Source organism: Mesorhizobium sp. M1A.F.Ca.IN.022.06.1.1 (assembly GCF_003952605.1).
Classification (GTDB): Bacteria; Pseudomonadota; Alphaproteobacteria; order Rhizobiales; family Rhizobiaceae; genus Mesorhizobium.
In genome coordinates, this window is record NZ_CP034455.1 from 4,506,680 (window position 1) to 4,521,592 (window position 14,913).

The 14,913-nt window shown below is 63.6% G+C and carries 17 protein-coding genes; 6 read left to right on the forward strand and 11 right to left on the reverse strand.

The features are described from left to right. Positions 1 to 57: 57 nt before the first annotated feature. A complete protein-coding gene (pth, locus tag EJ078_RS21335; RefSeq protein WP_095801668.1) occupies positions 58 to 780 on the reverse strand; it encodes an aminoacyl-tRNA hydrolase in 723 nt (240 codons plus the stop codon). 24 nt (positions 781 to 804) lie between these two features. After that, positions 805 to 1,449, reverse strand: coding sequence for a 50S ribosomal protein L25/general stress protein Ctc (locus EJ078_RS21340; RefSeq protein WP_066994365.1), 645 nt, complete (start codon positions 1,447 to 1,449; stop codon positions 805 to 807). A 457-nt stretch (positions 1,450 to 1,906) separates the two neighbouring features. Between EJ078_RS21340 and EJ078_RS21345 the strand changes: the two genes are divergently transcribed. Continuing rightward, the gene (locus EJ078_RS21345) at positions 1,907 to 2,578 is read left to right on the forward strand and encodes a glutathione S-transferase family protein (protein ID WP_127216756.1); all 672 of its coding nucleotides are present in this window, start codon (positions 1,907 to 1,909) and stop codon (positions 2,576 to 2,578) included. Between the two features lie 109 nt (positions 2,579 to 2,687). On the opposite strand, the gene EJ078_RS21350 is transcribed toward EJ078_RS21345, so the two are convergent. Next, positions 2,688 to 3,131: a MarR family transcriptional regulator gene (locus EJ078_RS21350; RefSeq protein ID WP_066994371.1), complete on the reverse strand. Its 444-nt coding sequence runs from the start codon at positions 3,129 to 3,131 to the stop codon at positions 2,688 to 2,690. A 150-nt stretch (positions 3,132 to 3,281) separates the two neighbouring features. Between EJ078_RS21350 and EJ078_RS21355 the strand changes: the two genes are divergently transcribed. Then, the gene (locus EJ078_RS21355; protein WP_067326566.1) at positions 3,282 to 4,145 is read left to right on the forward strand and encodes an alpha/beta hydrolase; all 864 of its coding nucleotides are present in this window, start codon (positions 3,282 to 3,284) and stop codon (positions 4,143 to 4,145) included. Positions 4,146 to 4,217: 72 nt separating this feature from the next. Here the strand turns inward: EJ078_RS21355 and EJ078_RS21360 are convergent, their stop codons facing one another. After that, entirely contained in the window at positions 4,218 to 5,447 is a 1,230-nt protein-coding gene (locus EJ078_RS21360) for an MFS transporter (RefSeq protein ID WP_067327132.1), read from the reverse strand. A 131-nt stretch (positions 5,448 to 5,578) separates the two neighbouring features. Here EJ078_RS21360 and EJ078_RS21365 point away from each other — a divergent pair, with 131 nt between their 5' ends. Continuing rightward, positions 5,579 to 6,463, forward strand: coding sequence for a helix-turn-helix transcriptional regulator (locus tag EJ078_RS21365; protein ID WP_067326569.1), 885 nt, complete (start codon positions 5,579 to 5,581; stop codon positions 6,461 to 6,463). Here the strand turns inward: EJ078_RS21365 and EJ078_RS21370 are convergent. The 6 genes from EJ078_RS21370 to lgt all read right to left on the reverse strand — a co-directional run bounded on the left by EJ078_RS21370 (position 6,460) and on the right by lgt (position 12,195). Then, positions 6,460 to 7,395, reverse strand: a complete 936-nt coding sequence (locus EJ078_RS21370; protein WP_066994382.1) for a ribose-phosphate pyrophosphokinase — start codon at positions 7,393 to 7,395, stop codon at positions 6,460 to 6,462. The genes EJ078_RS21365 and EJ078_RS21370 overlap by 4 nt on opposite strands. 163 nt (positions 7,396 to 7,558) lie before the next feature. Beyond that, positions 7,559 to 8,173, reverse strand: a complete 615-nt coding sequence (locus tag EJ078_RS21375; protein WP_067326572.1) for a hypothetical protein — start codon at positions 8,171 to 8,173, stop codon at positions 7,559 to 7,561. 55 nt (positions 8,174 to 8,228) lie between these two features. Then, positions 8,229 to 9,380, reverse strand: a complete 1,152-nt coding sequence (locus EJ078_RS21380; protein ID WP_067326575.1) for a Xaa-Pro peptidase family protein — start codon at positions 9,378 to 9,380, stop codon at positions 8,229 to 8,231. Continuing rightward, the gene (pgeF, locus tag EJ078_RS21385) at positions 9,380 to 10,168 is read right to left on the reverse strand and encodes a peptidoglycan editing factor PgeF (protein WP_067326578.1); all 789 of its coding nucleotides are present in this window, start codon (positions 10,166 to 10,168) and stop codon (positions 9,380 to 9,382) included. Before pgeF ends, EJ078_RS21380 begins: the two co-directional genes overlap by 1 nt. A gap of 108 nt (positions 10,169 to 10,276) precedes the next feature. Continuing rightward, complete coding sequence (locus tag EJ078_RS21390; RefSeq protein WP_067326581.1) at positions 10,277 to 11,344, reverse strand: class I SAM-dependent methyltransferase; 1,068 nt, start codon at positions 11,342 to 11,344, stop codon at positions 10,277 to 10,279. Then, entirely contained in the window at positions 11,341 to 12,195 is an 855-nt protein-coding gene (gene lgt / locus EJ078_RS21395) for a prolipoprotein diacylglyceryl transferase (protein ID WP_082953956.1), read from the reverse strand. The genes EJ078_RS21390 and lgt overlap by 4 nt, the downstream gene beginning before the upstream one ends. 132 nt (positions 12,196 to 12,327) lie before the next feature. Here lgt and EJ078_RS21400 point away from each other — a divergent pair, with 132 nt between their 5' ends. From EJ078_RS21400 to EJ078_RS21410, 3 genes are all read left to right on the forward strand, one after another. Further along, positions 12,328 to 12,630, forward strand: a complete 303-nt coding sequence (locus EJ078_RS21400) for an accessory factor UbiK family protein (protein WP_066994397.1) — start codon at positions 12,328 to 12,330, stop codon at positions 12,628 to 12,630. 321 nt (positions 12,631 to 12,951) lie between these two features. Continuing rightward, positions 12,952 to 13,452, forward strand: coding sequence for a YbjN domain-containing protein (locus tag EJ078_RS21405; protein WP_066994911.1), 501 nt, complete (start codon positions 12,952 to 12,954; stop codon positions 13,450 to 13,452). 18 nt (positions 13,453 to 13,470) lie between these two features. Continuing rightward, positions 13,471 to 13,830, forward strand: coding sequence for a tRNA-binding protein (locus EJ078_RS21410; RefSeq protein ID WP_067326584.1), 360 nt, complete (start codon positions 13,471 to 13,473; stop codon positions 13,828 to 13,830). Here EJ078_RS21410 and EJ078_RS21415 read toward each other — a convergent pair. Further along, positions 13,822 to 14,886: a glycosyltransferase family 1 protein gene (locus tag EJ078_RS21415; protein WP_127403793.1), complete on the reverse strand. Its 1,065-nt coding sequence runs from the start codon at positions 14,884 to 14,886 to the stop codon at positions 13,822 to 13,824. The two genes, EJ078_RS21410 and EJ078_RS21415, sit on opposite strands and share 9 nt — an antisense overlap. Positions 14,887 to 14,913: the final 27 nt, after the last annotated feature.

Here is a 14,913-nt window from a genome sequence, read left to right on the forward strand (position 1 = left end):
GGGCTATGGGCGAAAGCGCGGACGATCGTCAAGCCCTTGGCATGATCGTTTCGACGCTCAGTCTTTTCCGAACAGCTTCTTCAGCATCGCGGCCATCGGCCCGCTCTCGGGAACCTTCGCCGGCGGCTGCTGCGGGCGGGCCTGGCGGATATGGCTCTGCTGTTTTGGCGCCTTGGGCGGAGGCCGATCGTCATCGCCGGTCGGCACGAGCTTCTCGCGCAGCGCCAGGGTGATGCGGTTCATGAAGGAGTTGTCGTCGCCCTTGGCCAGCAGTGCGGCGTCGTCGGCGATCGCGTCGAGCAACACGTCGAGCCATTCACGGTCGGCCTTGGCGAAATCGCCGAGCACATGGCCGTGCACCATCTCTTTGACGCCGGGATGGCCGACGCCGATGCGCACCCGGCGATAGGCATTGCCGACATGCTGGTCGAGCGATCGGATGCCGTTGTGGCCGCCGGAACCGCCGCCGACCTTGACCCTGAGCTTGCCGGAGGCAAGGTCGATCTCGTCGTAGAAGACGGTGAGGGCGGCGGCATCGAGTTTGTAGAAGCGCAACGCCTCGCCGACCGACTGGCCGGATAAATTCATGAAGGTCTGCGGCTTGATCAAAAGGATCTTCTCGCCGCCCAGGGCGCCCTCGGCGATCAGGCCCTGGAACTTCTTCGACCAGGGCGAAAAGGAATGGCGGCGGGCTATCGCGTCCGCCGCCATGAAGCCGACATTGTGCCGGTTGTTCTGATATTTCGCGCCCGGATTGCCGAGGCCTGCAAAGACAAGCATCGTCGTCTCCTGGCGCCGAGAGAATTACTTCTCTTCGGCCTCAGCGGCCTCAGCTTCCGGCGCCGCCGCTTCGGCAGTCTCCTCCGTCTCCGGCTTCATTGCCGCGGAGCCGGCGATGGTCGCGATGGTGAAGTCGCGATCGGAGATCACCGGCTTGACGCCGGCCGGCAGGGCAACCGCCGAAATGTGAATCGAGTCGCCGATTTCGGTGCCGGCGAGATCGACGGTGATGAATTCCGGGATCGCGTTGGCAGGGCAGTGGAACTCGACTTCGTGACGAACGATGTTGAGCACGCCGCCGCGCTTGATGCCGGGCGACTTGTCCTCATTGATGAAGTGGACGGGCACGTCGACATTGACCTCGGTGTCCTTGCCGATGCGCAGGAAGTCGACATGGACCGGGAAGTCCTTGACCGGATCGAGCTGAAAATCCTTCGGCAGGACCTGGATCTTCTTGCCGTCGACATCGATCGTAGCGATCGTGGTCAGAAACCCGCCGCCGTGGATCTTGTAGAAGATGTCCTTGTAGTTGAGGGCGATCGCCAGGGGGGGCTGCTTGTCGCCGTAAATAACTGCAGGCACTTTGCCGTTGCGGCGAACTGCACGGGCGGACCCCTTACCGACCTGTTCGCGCGCTTCGGCCTTGAGCTCGTAAGCCTCGTGGCTCATGGCATTTCCTTTCGCGTGTTATGGAGCGTTCGCGGCGGGCAAGCCCATCCGTAAACGTCGAAAGCCGTCGCGGCCTTGCATGGTCGATCCAACGCTTTTGGCTGTCCAAACGCTTCGGGGATCATGCAGGCCTGGCCGGCCTTCCTCCGCGTTGCCTCCAAGGGTGTCTACGCGGGTGGCGGCTCTATAGCGGAAGGCGGGCAGGGGCGCAAGCCGTTGGACCGCAAGGTGTCGTAAGCACATGAGTTGTCCAGATTAGGTAGCACGAGTTGTCCGGTTTTATCGGCAGTCGGATGGAGGCTGCGCGATGATATCCGGTCGGGGAGGCATAGCCGACGCGTTGCTCCGCTGCAAAGTCGGATCTGGCGAGTTGCGCCGGGTCCCGCCCGCATGCGTCATGTAGCATCGGGCCGGTTTCAAACGTCCTTGGCAGGCAATCGAAGGACCGGAGATCGACATGAAACTACTGTTCAGCCGCAATCCCAATCCTCGCCTCGCGGTCGCGGCAGCGCGCTACCTGAAGGCCGATGTCGCCTTCGAATTCGCCTCGCCCATGGCGCCGGGGCAGGCCGAGCGCTACCGCGCGCTTAACCCCAATTTGACCTTGCCTATCCTGGTCGGCCGGGGATGGAGCCTGTGGGAAGCCGATGCGATCGCATGCCGGCTCTCGCGCGACATGCATTCGGATTTCTGGCGCACCGGCGACGACGAGCCGCAGATGATCCGCTGGCTGAGCTGGGGCAAGGAGAATTTCGTCAGGGCCTGCGACATGGTGCATTTCGAGCGCGGCACGAAACAGCGCTGGGGACTGGGGCCGATCGACAAGGCATTGGTCGAGGAGGGGCTGAGGCAGTTCCACATGACGGCCGCCATCCTTGAAGCCGAGCTTTGCGGGCGCCAATGGCTGGTCGGCAATTCGGTTTGCTATGCCGACTTTCGTATGGCGACCTTTCTCGCGTTCAATGATGCCGCCCAGTTGCCTCTCGACGACTATCCGTCGCTCAGCCGCTGGTATCGGCGGATCGAGCATATCGATGCCTGGCGCGACCCGTTCCAGGGGCTGGATGCGCCGCAACTGCCGCCGGTTAGCAGCGAGGAGCAAGCAAGTATTTTGAACGTTCCGTCTTGAAAGGACCATTGTCGAGGATGCCTGCCAAGCCGCGGGGGAAATGGCTCGCCCCTGCGATGAGACGCGGGCCGTGGCCTGCACTAAGCAGACTTTGTCCGGCGTTTGGAGGTCAGGCAGCATCAGCCGATTGGTCGCCGCTCAACGCATCGCGCAACGCCCGGACTTTTCGCGTGAGAGCATCGATCTCGGCCGAGGTCATGCCTGAACGCTCGACCAGCGTTTCGCCCAGACAGCTGCATTGCGTGAGCAGCGCCCGGCCTGCCGCGGTGAGATCGACCTGCACCTGCCGCTCATCGTCGTGGCTGCGCTGGCGGGTCACCAGACCCGCCTGCTCCATGCGCTTGACGAGCGGGGTGACGGTGCTCGATTCCAGCGCCAGCCGGCGCGCTATGGTGCCGACCGACATGCCATCGGCCTCTCCAAGCGCATTGAGCACGAGATACTGGGGATACGTGATCCCCATCTCGTCGAGCATGGGCTTGTAGGTACGGTTGATCGCCATGCTCGTGGCGTAGAGCGCGAAACAGAGCTGATTGTCCAGGGGCAGAGGCATCGCGCCATGATCCTTTTGTCGATGTCGTGAGGCTCTTTAGCACAAAAAATCGTATCGCGATACATATTATCGTGGACAAGAAGTCATCGTTGCGCTAGACATATCATTATCGCGATATCATTTATCGCGACATCTAAAACGGAGATTGAGATGACTGAAGCTTCACATGCGAAGGCCGGCTCGGGCAGCGGCACGATCACCACCAACGACGGCACGCAGATCTACTACAAGGATTGGGGCACCGGTCAGCCGGTCGTCTTCCACCATGGCTGGCCACTGAGCAGCGACGACTGGGATGCCCAGATGCTGTTCTTCCTCTCCAAGGGCTATCGGGTCATCGCCCATGACCGCCGCGGCCATGGCCGCTCCAGCCAGACTGACACCGGCAATGAGATGGACACCTACGCCGCCGATGTGAGGGCGCTGGTTGCGCATCTCGACCTCAAGAACGCCATCCATGTCGGGCATTCGACCGGCGGTGGCGAAGTGGCGCGCTATGTCGCGCAGTACGGTTCCGGAGGCCGTGTCGCCAAGGCTGTGCTGATCGGCGCGGTGCCGCCGATCATGCTCAAGACCGCTGCCAATCCCGGCGGCTTGCCTATCGAAGTGTTCGACGGCTTTCGCTCGGCGCTGACGACGAACCGCGCCCAGTTCTTCCGCGACCTTCCGGCCGGCCCTTTCTACGGCTTCAACCGTCCAGGCGCGACGGTGTCGGAAGGTGTGGTCGACAATTGGTGGCGGCAGGGCATGATGGGCGGCGCCAAGGCGCATTACGACTGCATCAAGGCGTTCTCGGAAACCGACTTCACCGAGGACCTGAAGAAGATCGACGTGCCGGTGCTAGTCATGCATGGCGACGACGACCAGATCGTGCCGATCGCGGATTCGGCGCTGCTCGCGATCAAGCTGCTCAAGAAGGGCGAGCTCAAAGTCTACAAGGGCCTTCCGCACGGCATGGCGACGACCCATGCGGAGGTCATCAATGCCGACCTCCTGGCTTTCTTCCAGGCCTGAGTCCCAGCGCCAGAAAAGCACCCGCCATCGCGCGGGTGCTTTGCTCTCTGGAGCTCGTCCGGAGTGGCCGGCTCAGGCTTTCCTGGCCTCCTTCATGTTCGGCAGGAACACGGTCAGCAGGCCGAGGAAGGGCAGGTACGAGCAGACGTGGTAGACGAAGTCGATGCCTTTCATGTCGGCGATGACGCCGAGCACGGCCGCAGCGATGCCGCCCATGCCGAAGGCGAAGCCGAAGAAGATGCCGGCGATCATGCCGACGCGGCCGGGAACCAGTTCCTGCGCGAAGACGACGATGTTGGAGAAGGCCGACGACAGGATCAGGCCGATCACAACGGTAAGCACCATCGTCCATTCCAAATTGGCGTAAGGCAGCGCCAGCGTGAAGGGCAGAACGCCGACGATCGAGAACCAGATCATCGCCTTCTGTCCGTAGCGGTCGCCGAACGGGCCGCCGAGCAGGATGCCAAGCGCCGAGGCGCCGAGGAACAGGAAGAGCATGACCTGCGACATCTGCACCGAAACGCCGAACTTATGGATGGCGTAGAAGGTGTAGTAGCTGGACAGCGAGGCGATATAGGCGTTCTTGCTCAACACCAGCAGCGTCAGCACCGCCAATGCCCCCATGACCTTTTTGCGTGGGAAGGGCGAGACGTGAGCCGCCGGCTTGCGGCTGGCCATCGAGGCGCGCAGCCGGCTGTACCAGCCGCCAACCTGCCACAGCACGACGATGCCGATCAGCGAGCCGACGGCGAACCAGGAAATGCTGGTCTGGCCGAAAGGCACGACGATGAAGGCGGCGAGCAGCGGGCCCATCGCCTGGCCGAAATTGCCGCCGACCTGGAACAGCGATTGCGCGAGACCGAAGCGGCCGCCCGAGGCGAAGCGGGCGATGCGCGAGGATTCCGGATGGAAGATCGCCGAGCCGATACCGATCAGCGAGGCGCCGATCAGGAGCAGCCAGTAATGGCCGGCATGCGCAAGCACCACCAGCCCGACCAGTGATGAGGCCATGCCCCAAGGCAAGGAATAGGGCATCGGTCGCTTGTCGGTGATCATGCCGATCACAGGCTGCAGCAGCGAGGCCGTTACCTGGAAAGTGAACGTAAGAAGGCCGATCTGCCAGAAATCGAGACCGTAATTCTCTTTGAGCAGCGGATAGATCGCCGAAAGCAGCGACTGCATGATGTCGTTGACGCAGTGGCAGAAGCTCACCGCAAGAATGACCGTGAAGGCCGTCGCTTGCGCCGAGGCGTGGCTTGCCGGCGCTGGGGTGGCGACGGCGGTGGCGGTCGTATCGGTCAAGGCAATGCTCCGGGTCTTTTTGGCGGCGAACCGCAGCCAGCCAGCTTTATTGGCCGCTTGTCTTATAATCGGCTTGAATGGCGACTTCTTTCGTGGTTTGGTCCAATAGTTTCGCAAGTGGGCCACATCGAATGCCGCATGGCCGGGAAATCTTCAGGGGCGATGCCGCCGAGCTTGGCCGGCTGCATGAAAGCCGCTGGCAGTGGCTGGAGCAGGCGGTCGGGCCGGCGGTCGCGCTGCCGACCGAATATCCCGACGGCTACCACGTGCCGCGGCACCGCCACAGCCGCAGCCAGTTGCTGCATGCGCTTGTCGGCGTCGTGCTGGTGACGACCAGGCACGGCCGCTGGATGGTGCCGCCCGACCATGCGATGTGGATACCGGCCGGCATCGAGCATTCGGTCGAGATGCTGGGCGATGTCTCGATGCGCTCGGTTTATGTGGTGCCGGATGCAATTCCCGGCCTGCCGGAGGGATTACGCGTCGTCGGCATCACCGAGCTGATGCACAGCCTGATCGTGGAATCGGAGAAGCTGCCTCAGGGCGGCGAGCTCGAAGGACGCGCCGGGCTGATCATGGGGCTCTTGCTGCATGAGATACCGAACCTGCCGGAGCGGCCGCTCGGCCTGCCTTTTCCGTCGGATCCGAAGCTCGCGGCGCTCTGCCGGCGCTTTGTCGCGGCGCCCTCGCCACATGCGACGATCGACGAATGGGCGGATGCCGCTGGCATGAGCCGGCGCTCCTTCACACGCGCCTTCCACCGCCAGACCGGGCTGTCGCTCTCCACTTGGCGCCGGCAGGCCTGCCTGTTCGCGGCGCTGCCGAGGCTCGCCGACGGCGAACCCATCACCAGGGTGGCGCTCGATCTTGGCTATGACAGCGTGCCGGCGTTCATCACCATGTTCAGGCGCATGCTCGGCAGCTCGCCTCGCGGCTATATGCGCGGCGCGCGCGAGTCAGGCGAGGGGCCAAAGCGATCAAGCGGCCCGGTTCAAGCCAGCAGCGCCGCGGCTTAGTCGAACAGGCTTGAGACCGATTCTTCTGTCGCCGTGCGCGAGATCGCCTCGCCCATCAGGTCGGCGATCGAGATGACGCGGATGTTGGGCGCGTCGAGCACGGCCTGGCTGGGCTGGATGGAATCGGTGATCACCAGTTCTTGCAGTTTCGAGCCACTGATGCGGGCAACGGCGCCGCCCGAGAGCACGCCATGGGTGATGTAGGCAGTGACGCTGGTCGCGCCGTTGGCGAGCAAGGCATCGGCCGCGTTGCAGAGCGTGCCGCCGGAATCGACGATGTCGTCGATCAAGAGGCAATCCTTGCCGGCGACGGCGCCGATGATATTCATCACCTCGGATTCGCCGGGCCGCTCGCGGCGCTTGTCGACGATGGCGAGCTGCGCATCGAAGCGTTTTGCAAGCGCGCGCGCCCGCACTACGCCGCCGATGTCGGGCGATACGACGACGACATTGCCGAGCTGCTTGTATTTCGCCTTCACGTCGCGGGCCATCACCGGCACCGAGAACAGATTGTCGGTCGGGATGTCGAAGAAGCCCTGGATCTGGCCGGCGTGCAGGTCGAGCGTCAGCACGCGATCGGCGCCGGCGCGGGTGATCATGTTGGCGACGAGCTTGGCCGAAATCGGCGTGCGGCCTGAGGCGCGGCGGTCCTGCCTGGCGTAGCCGAAATAGGGAATGACCGCCGTGATGCGCCTTGCCGAGGAGCGCATGAAGGCGTCCATCATGATGAGCAGCTCCATCAGATGGTCGTTGGTCGGATAGGAGGTCGACTGCAGGATGAAGACATCCTCGCCGCGCACGTTCTCCTGGATCTCGACGAAGATCTCCTGATCGGCGAAGCGCCTGACGCTGGCCTTCCCCAGCGGGATGTTGAGATAGCGAGCGACCGCTTCGGCCAGCACCCTGTTGGAATTGCCCGCAAAAAGCTTCATGCACCGTTCCTGGTGAAGGATGGAGAGACCGGACAGACTCTCATGAGCCTTTATGCCGGGCTTTTAGCGGCCCGCGCCGGTATTGCAAGCCTCGTGATCGGGAATCGTTCGACAAGGCGCAACAAAGGCCGGCTGGATCGCAAGCCGGCAACAGGTTGGTCGATCAACCGGCGCCGCCGCTGCCGAGCCACGCGGTGAACTGGTCGATCGTCTGGTCGGCGATGGCCTGCATGGTCGCCGGCGCTACTGCCGGCCAGCCTTCGCCGCTGCCGACGGAAACCGCTTTCTGCTGCCCATTGATGCGATGCAGGCGGTTGCCCGAAGGATCGTAGATGTCCCAGACATAGATGACTGTGGTCTCCTTGCCTTCGGACATCGTCGAAAAATATCCCTTCAGCACATGCGTCGCCGTCTGGTCGGTGCTGCCGACAAGGGTCACGCCGCGCTGCCTGGCGCGCGTCTGCAATTCCGCCGTCAAGGGTGCTGCGGCCTCCACCGAGGCGCCGACGATCGGCGCTACCTGCAGCCGGGTCTTGGCGATGGCGGCGGCCTGAGCCGGCGTGGCAGGCGTTGAAGCCGCCGCGGTCGCTGTGGGCGCGGGCGCGGTGGTCGTTGTTGGCGATGCGGTGGCCGACGTGCCCTGGGTGGCCGGCAGAGCCTGGGCCGAACCCGCCGGCGGCTTGACGGCAGAAGGATCGAGGACGTCCTTGGCGTTGGTGCAGGCGGCCAGCGCCAGCGCCGCAAGCAATGACACGGTCGTCACCTGCGATCGTCTCATTTGCCCGACAACTCCTTGGTGGCGAACGCCCCCGCGTGAACCAACCATTATGGATTCACTGCACGATCAAGTCGAGATCATGGCGCGAGAGCGGCTTCGGCGCCGATTCCGTGGTAAGATAGGTGCGGCCGAGCGTCATCGCCGTATCGGTTTCCGAATCCATGATGATCATATGCGCGAACAGCGTCATGCTGGGCGCGATCGGCTCCGGATTGCCCTGGTAGAACATCGGCATGTCCATCCAGGACGGCGTGAAGCGGGCGCCGAGCGAATAGCCGCAGGCGTTCAGCCGGTGCTTGGTCAGATTATGCGCCTCGAGCGTGCGGGCATGCGCGTCGAAGACGTCGCCGAAGGAATTGCCCGGCGTCATCGCCTTCTCGACGGCAAGCAGAGCCGCGCGGGCGGCATCGAACAGTTCCTGGTGGCGCTTCGAGATCTTCCCGGTCAAAACGGTGCGCATCATCGCCGCGTGATAGTGATGGAAGACGCCCGCCCATTCGAGCGTCAGCTGGTCGTTCTTGGTGAGCTTGCGGCGGCCGGCCTTGTAGCGGCAGAGCAGGGCATCCGCGCCGGAGCCGATGATGAATTCGTTGGCGGGATAGTCGCCGCCGCCGGCAAAAACTGCTCCTTGCATGGCGGCCAGGATCAGCGCCTCGTCGCCGCCCTGCTTGATCAGCGGCAGCGCGGCATCGAGCGCATCGTCGGCGAGGCTTGCGGCTTTTTCGGCCTTGGCGATCTCGGCCGGACTCTTGAAGAGACGCAGCCGGCCGACGATTCCGGAAGCATCGGCGATCTGGCCGAAGGTCTGCAACTGCTCGTCCACGCGACGGCCATTGTAGGCCGTGAGGCCGTGCGTATCGTATTCCACGCCGATGCGGGCGCCAAGCAGATCGAGATCGTTGAGCAGGTTGCGCAGGTCGATCGCGGGATTGGCGCCATCACGATCGGTCCACAATACGATATTCTCGATGGTCGAGGTGTTTCGCGCCTGCCTCAAATCGGCCGAGCGGGTGAGCAGCACCATCGAGCCGTCGCCCTTCACCACCAGGCACTGGAAGAAGCAGAAGCCGAAAGTGTCGTAGCCGGTCAGCCAGTACATGCTCTCCTGCGCGAACAAAAGCACGGCGTCGAGCTTCTTCTCGGCCATCTCGATCAGCAGCCGGTCGCGCCGCGCGTCGAATTCCGAACGTTCGAAATGCAGCGCCATTACTCTTTCTCCAGAACGATTGCCGAGACCTGCCGCCCGTAATCCGCTTCCTTGCGGTGGGTGGTGCGGCGGTAGGAATAGAAAAGGTGTTCTTCCGCGTAAGTGCAGCGGCCGAGCCCGTCGGCGGTCACGCCGGCCTTGCGCAACCGATCGACCGTATATTGGTTGAGGTCGAACATCGAGTGGCCAGGGTTCTGCGACGATTTGAAGTAGCGTTGATTGCCGGCGTCGGCCTCGATGAAGCGAGCGACGAATTCCGGTCCCACCTCGTAATTGTCGAGTCCGATGGAAGGGCCGAGCACGGCGACGATGCGATCGCGGCGGGCGCCGAGCCCTTCCATCGCGGCTACGGTGTTTTCGAGCACGCCGGTGAGGGCGCCTTTCCAGCCGGCATGGGCCGCGCCGATGACGCGCGCCTCCGCGTCGGCGAACAGCACCGGACCGCAATCGGCCGTCGAGGCGCCGACAGCGATGCCCGGCCGGTCGGTGACGATGGCGTCGGCCTGGGGGCGAGGGCCGGCAAAAGGCTCCCTGGCAATGACGACATCGGGAGAATGGACCTGGTGCGCGGTGAGGAGATGATCCGCCGGCACGCCCATCCAGTAGGCAACGCGGCGACGGTTCTCGGCAACCAGCGTCTGATCATCGCCGGAGCCCGTGCCGATGTTGAGGCCTTGATAGATGCCGCCGGAGACGCCGCCGATGCGGGTGAAATAGCCGTGGCGTATGCCTGGCGCCTTCGCAAGCAGCGGCGAGCGTACCGGATCGGGTCTGGTCTGATTCAGCATGGAAGGGTTTGTTGTCCGCGTGGGCGATTTCGTCAAGGTGGAGTTCGGTTGGGGGATGTGAGGCTCGGGCAAGTGGCAGGGTCAGCTTGCACGGGTTGCCCGCCGATGTCAGCCAGTTTTCGCGGCTGGCAGGATCTTCATCACCTTGAACAGCTCGCCCATCGCATCGGGGCCGGCAAGGCGCTTGACCGCCTCGGAAATCGCCTGACGCGCGACATCATCGGCCCGGGCGCCCAGCGCGCCGGCGCGCTCGAGCAAGCCCATGCCGAGCAGGAATTCGCTCTGCGTGGTCAGTTCCGCCTGGAGGCCGTGCTCCCGGACGGCTGCGGCCAACGCGGCGAAATCGACGTGAGCGGTAAGATCGGCCCCGCCGGGATTGGCCAGCACGTCTTCGTGATCGTGCCTGCGCACAGCCTGCAATGTGTCGCCGAAGCCCGGCTCAAGATGGCCGTAGTCGATGAACAGCCCGGCGCCGCCATGGCCGGCGATACGCTCGGCAATCGCTGCCATCAGAGCGGCGCGGGCCGGCGCCACCTCGACGATGGCGCCTTGCAGAGCATCGGCCGCGCCGGCCGGCAGCAGCGCCGGGTCGACGGAACCCGCGCCGGCGAAGAAATGAAGATTGTCTTGTTCGTCGAGCCCGACCATGCGCTCGCGCCAGCCGGCGCCGACATAGACGAACTGGCGGATCGGCACGGCGTCGAAGAGTTCATTGCCGACGATGAAGAGCGGCTGCTGCGGCAGCGTGTCGATGGTTTGGTGCCAGCTCAGGGCGGGGCTCTGGCCGGCGAGCGTCTCTTTCTGGATTTCGGCCAGGCGCGGACTGGTCTCGATCATGGCGAACGAAGCCTTAGCGGCAAGCGCCGGATCGAGGCGGGACCAGGTGCGCAGCATGTCCTTCATCAGCGTGCCGCGACCGGGGCCGATTTCGGCGAAGGTGGCTGGCAGCGGACGCCCGCCGCCTTGCCAGGCCTGGTAGAGCCAGACGGCGACAAGCTCGCCGAACATCTGGCTGATCTCCGGCGCGGTGACGAAGTCGCCGGCGGCGCCGAAGGGCTCGCGCGTCGTATAATAGCCGTCCTCAGGGTCGAACAGGCAGAGCGCCATGTATTCGCTGACCGGGATCGGCCCCACCGCGCCGATCAGGCCGATGATGCGCTCCTTCAGCCTGGTCATGCCGGCTGCGTCTGCGTCGTCGGCTTTGCGGTGGCCATGGCCCAGATGCCGGCGAGCACCATCGGCGAGGACAGGACCATGCCCATGGTCAGCCAGTTGGTGCCGAGCAGATAACCGAGCTGCTGGTCAGGCTCGCGGAAGAACTCGACGAAGATGCGAGACAGGCCGTAGCCGCAGATGAAGGCGCCGCCGACGAAGCGCGGTGTCTTCAGCTTCAGCCGCGAGTGGGTGAGAAAGCGCAGCACCAGGAAGAGCACAAGACCTTCCAGCAGCGCCTCGTAGAGCTGGCTGGGATGCCGGGTGAACGGGCCGCCATTGGGGAATTCGATCGCCCAGGGCACGTCCGACGGACGGCCCCAGAGCTCCGAATTGATGAAATTGGCCACACGCACCAGCCCAAGGCCGACCGGCACGCCGGCCGAGACGACGTCAAACAGCGTCCAGGTATGAATGCCGCGCTTGAGCGAAAAGAGGGTCATGGCGAGGATCACGCCGAGCAGTCCGCCATGGAACGACATGCCGCCCTGCCAGACCGCCAAGGTGTCGAGCGGATGCGCGATATAGCGTGGAAGGTCGTAGAAGAGGACATAGCCGGTGCGCCCGCCGAGCACCACGCCGATCGCCGCCCAGACGATGAAATCGTCAAGATCCTCGGGCTTCATCGGCAGCTTGCCGTCCGGCCAAAGGCTGGCATTGCTGACCAGGCGCTTGGCGTACCACCAGGCGAACAGAATGCCGACGATGTAGCCGACGCCATACCAATGCACCGCCAGCGGCCCGATATGGACGATAACCGGGTCGATATTGGGGAAGGGCAGGGAGGCCAGCGGCAGCAGGAAATATTCGCTCAAACTGGGTCGCTCCGGTTGCGGTCGTCTATCGGGCGCGGACCATGCGGCAGGGTTTTGGCGGGGTCAAGGCACGCTTCGCTTGCAATCCGTGCCGCGCGCCACTACGTCAAAATAATCAAGCGAGGATTTGCCATGTCGACCGGAACGAACCGCATTCTCGATGAATTCGCCAAGCTGATGACCGATGCCGCGGGGGCAGCCCAAGGCGTCAGGCGCGAGATGGAGACGGCTTTCCGCAGCCAGGCCGAGCGCCTGCTCAACTCCATGGATGTGGTGAAACGCGAGGAGTTCGAGGCTGCGCGCGAGATGGCCGTCAAGGCAAGAGAAGACAACATCCAGCTTGCGGTGCGCGTCGAAGCGCTCGAGGCCAAGCTCGCCGAATTGACCGGGCAAGCCGCACCTGCGGCTGCGGCGAAGCCCAGATCAAAAAAATAATCGTAAACTTTTCCACAAAGCACGATCCGAAAAATCGCTTTGCCGTGAATCGCTTACCGGCATTGCATGAATCTTTTTGACAGCGCCTTTCCACATGCGAATGACGCAGTGCGAAAAATTGGGCTGTTCACGCGACTCCCGATCAATAGACTGAATTTGTTGCATGATTCGAAGCAGGGTCATGCGCCGGGCGGTGGGGTCCGGTTGGGGTCTTTGCGTTTGGAAAGTCCTGGCCGTCCGAGTTCTAGACAAGATTGTTCGTTGTGCGTGCCCTCTCTCGCGGAGCGTGTGGCGGCGCTCTCAGAACGACAGGAAGCATTCATGGAACTCCTCGAACTCGAATTCTCCCGCGAAATCCACCCGGTGGACGTCATCGAGCAGGTGGCCCACAACAATGACTGGTCCTTCGAACGCGCCGGCGACGACGAGATCTCGATTTCGGTGACAGGCAGCTGGACCGACTATCATGTCTCCTTCTCCTGGATGGAAGATTTCGAGGCGCTGCACCTGGCCTGCGCGTTCGACATCAAGGTGCCGGAAACGCGCGCGCTCGAAGTGATGCGGCTCCTGTCGCTCATCAACGAACAGATGCTGTTTGGCCATTTCGACCTGTGGGAGCAGGAGGGCGCGATCATGTTCCGGCAATCGCTGCTGCTTGCCGGCGGGGTCGAGCCGTCGAGCCAGCAGGTCGAGGTGCTTCTGTCATCGGCGTTAGAGGCCTGCGAATGCTATTTCCAGGCCTTCCAATTCGTCGTCTGGTCGGGTACGTCGGCCAAGGACGCGCTGTCCAGCGTGCTCTTTGAAACCCATGGAAGCGCCTGAGCGAAGCCAACACCGCCGATGAGTTCCAGCAGCGAGCGCAAGCCCGAGATCAGCTTTGCCGATTTCGATCGTGTCGACATCCGTGCCGGCACGATCGTCGAGGCTGAGCCCTTTCCGGAGGCGCGCAAGCCGGCATTCAAGCTGAAGATCGATTTCGGCCCGGCGATCGGCGTGAAGAAGTCGTCGGCGCAGATCACCAAATATTATGCGCCGGAGACGCTGATCGGCCGGCAGGTCTTCGCGGTGGTCAATTTCCGGCCGCGCCAGATCGGCCCGTTCATGTCGGAAGTGCTGACGCTTGGCTTTCCGGACGAGGAGGGCGCCGTCGTGCTCGGCGCCATCGAGCGCAAAGTGCCGGACGGCGGGCGTCTATTCTAGAACCAGCCTGGGCCGGCCTGACGTCACCGCGTTCTGATCGGCGCGCTTGCGCGGCATTCCCAGCGCTTCTTCGACAACGTCGAGGAACATCTCGGCGCATGACTTCCAGCTGTAGCGCAGTGCGCGCTGGCGCGCCTCCGCATGGTCAATGTGAAGCGCCTTGAGCGCCGCCTCGCGCAAATCCTCGGATACGGCCCCACCGACGCCGTCGCCGACGATGTCGATCGGTCCGGTCACCGGATAGGCGGCCACCGGCGTGCCGCTGGCCAGAGCCTCGATGATGACGTTGCCGAAGGTGTCGGTGCGGCTCGGAAAGACGAAGACGTCAGCCGAAGCGTAGATTTCCGCCAGTTCGTCGTTCGGGCGATGGCCGAGGAAATGCGCGTTCGGATAGCGGGCGCTGAGCTTTGCCAGTTCCGGCCCTTCGCCGACCACCACCTTGCTGCCGGGGAGATCGAGATCGAGGAAGGCGGTCAGGTTCTTTTCGATCGCGACACGGCCGACGCAGAGGAAGATGGGGCGGGGAAAGCTGGTGTCCTTGCGTTTGTCCGGCCCGAAATGATCGGTGTCGACGCCGCGAGTCCAGGGCCTCAGCTTATCGAAGCCGCGCGAGGCAAGGTCGTCCGCCAACGATTGCGTGGCGACCAGCGTGCCCTGTCCGGAATTGTGGAAGTCGCGCAGCCAGTTATAGGCCCACCTCTCCGGCACCGGCAGGCGGGCGCTGAGATATTCGGGAAAACGCGTGTGGTAGCTGGTGGTAAAGGGACGGCCGGCCTTGCGGCAGTAGCGGCGCGCCATGATGCCGAGCGGCCCTTCGGTGACAATGTGGATGTGGTCGGCCTTTCCCGCTTCGATCAGCCGCGCGACATGACTGGGGGTCGTCAAGGCGAGCCGAATGTCCGGGTAGGTCGGCAGCGGCAAGGTGCGGAAGATGTTCGGCGTCAGAAAATCGACCTGGACTTCGAAGGATTTCAGCGTTTCGGTAAGCCGCTCCAGCGTGTGAACCACGCCGTTGACCTGCGGTCGCCATGCATCGGTGACCATCAGGATTCGCATGGCGACCCTTCGCACAGATTCTTGGGC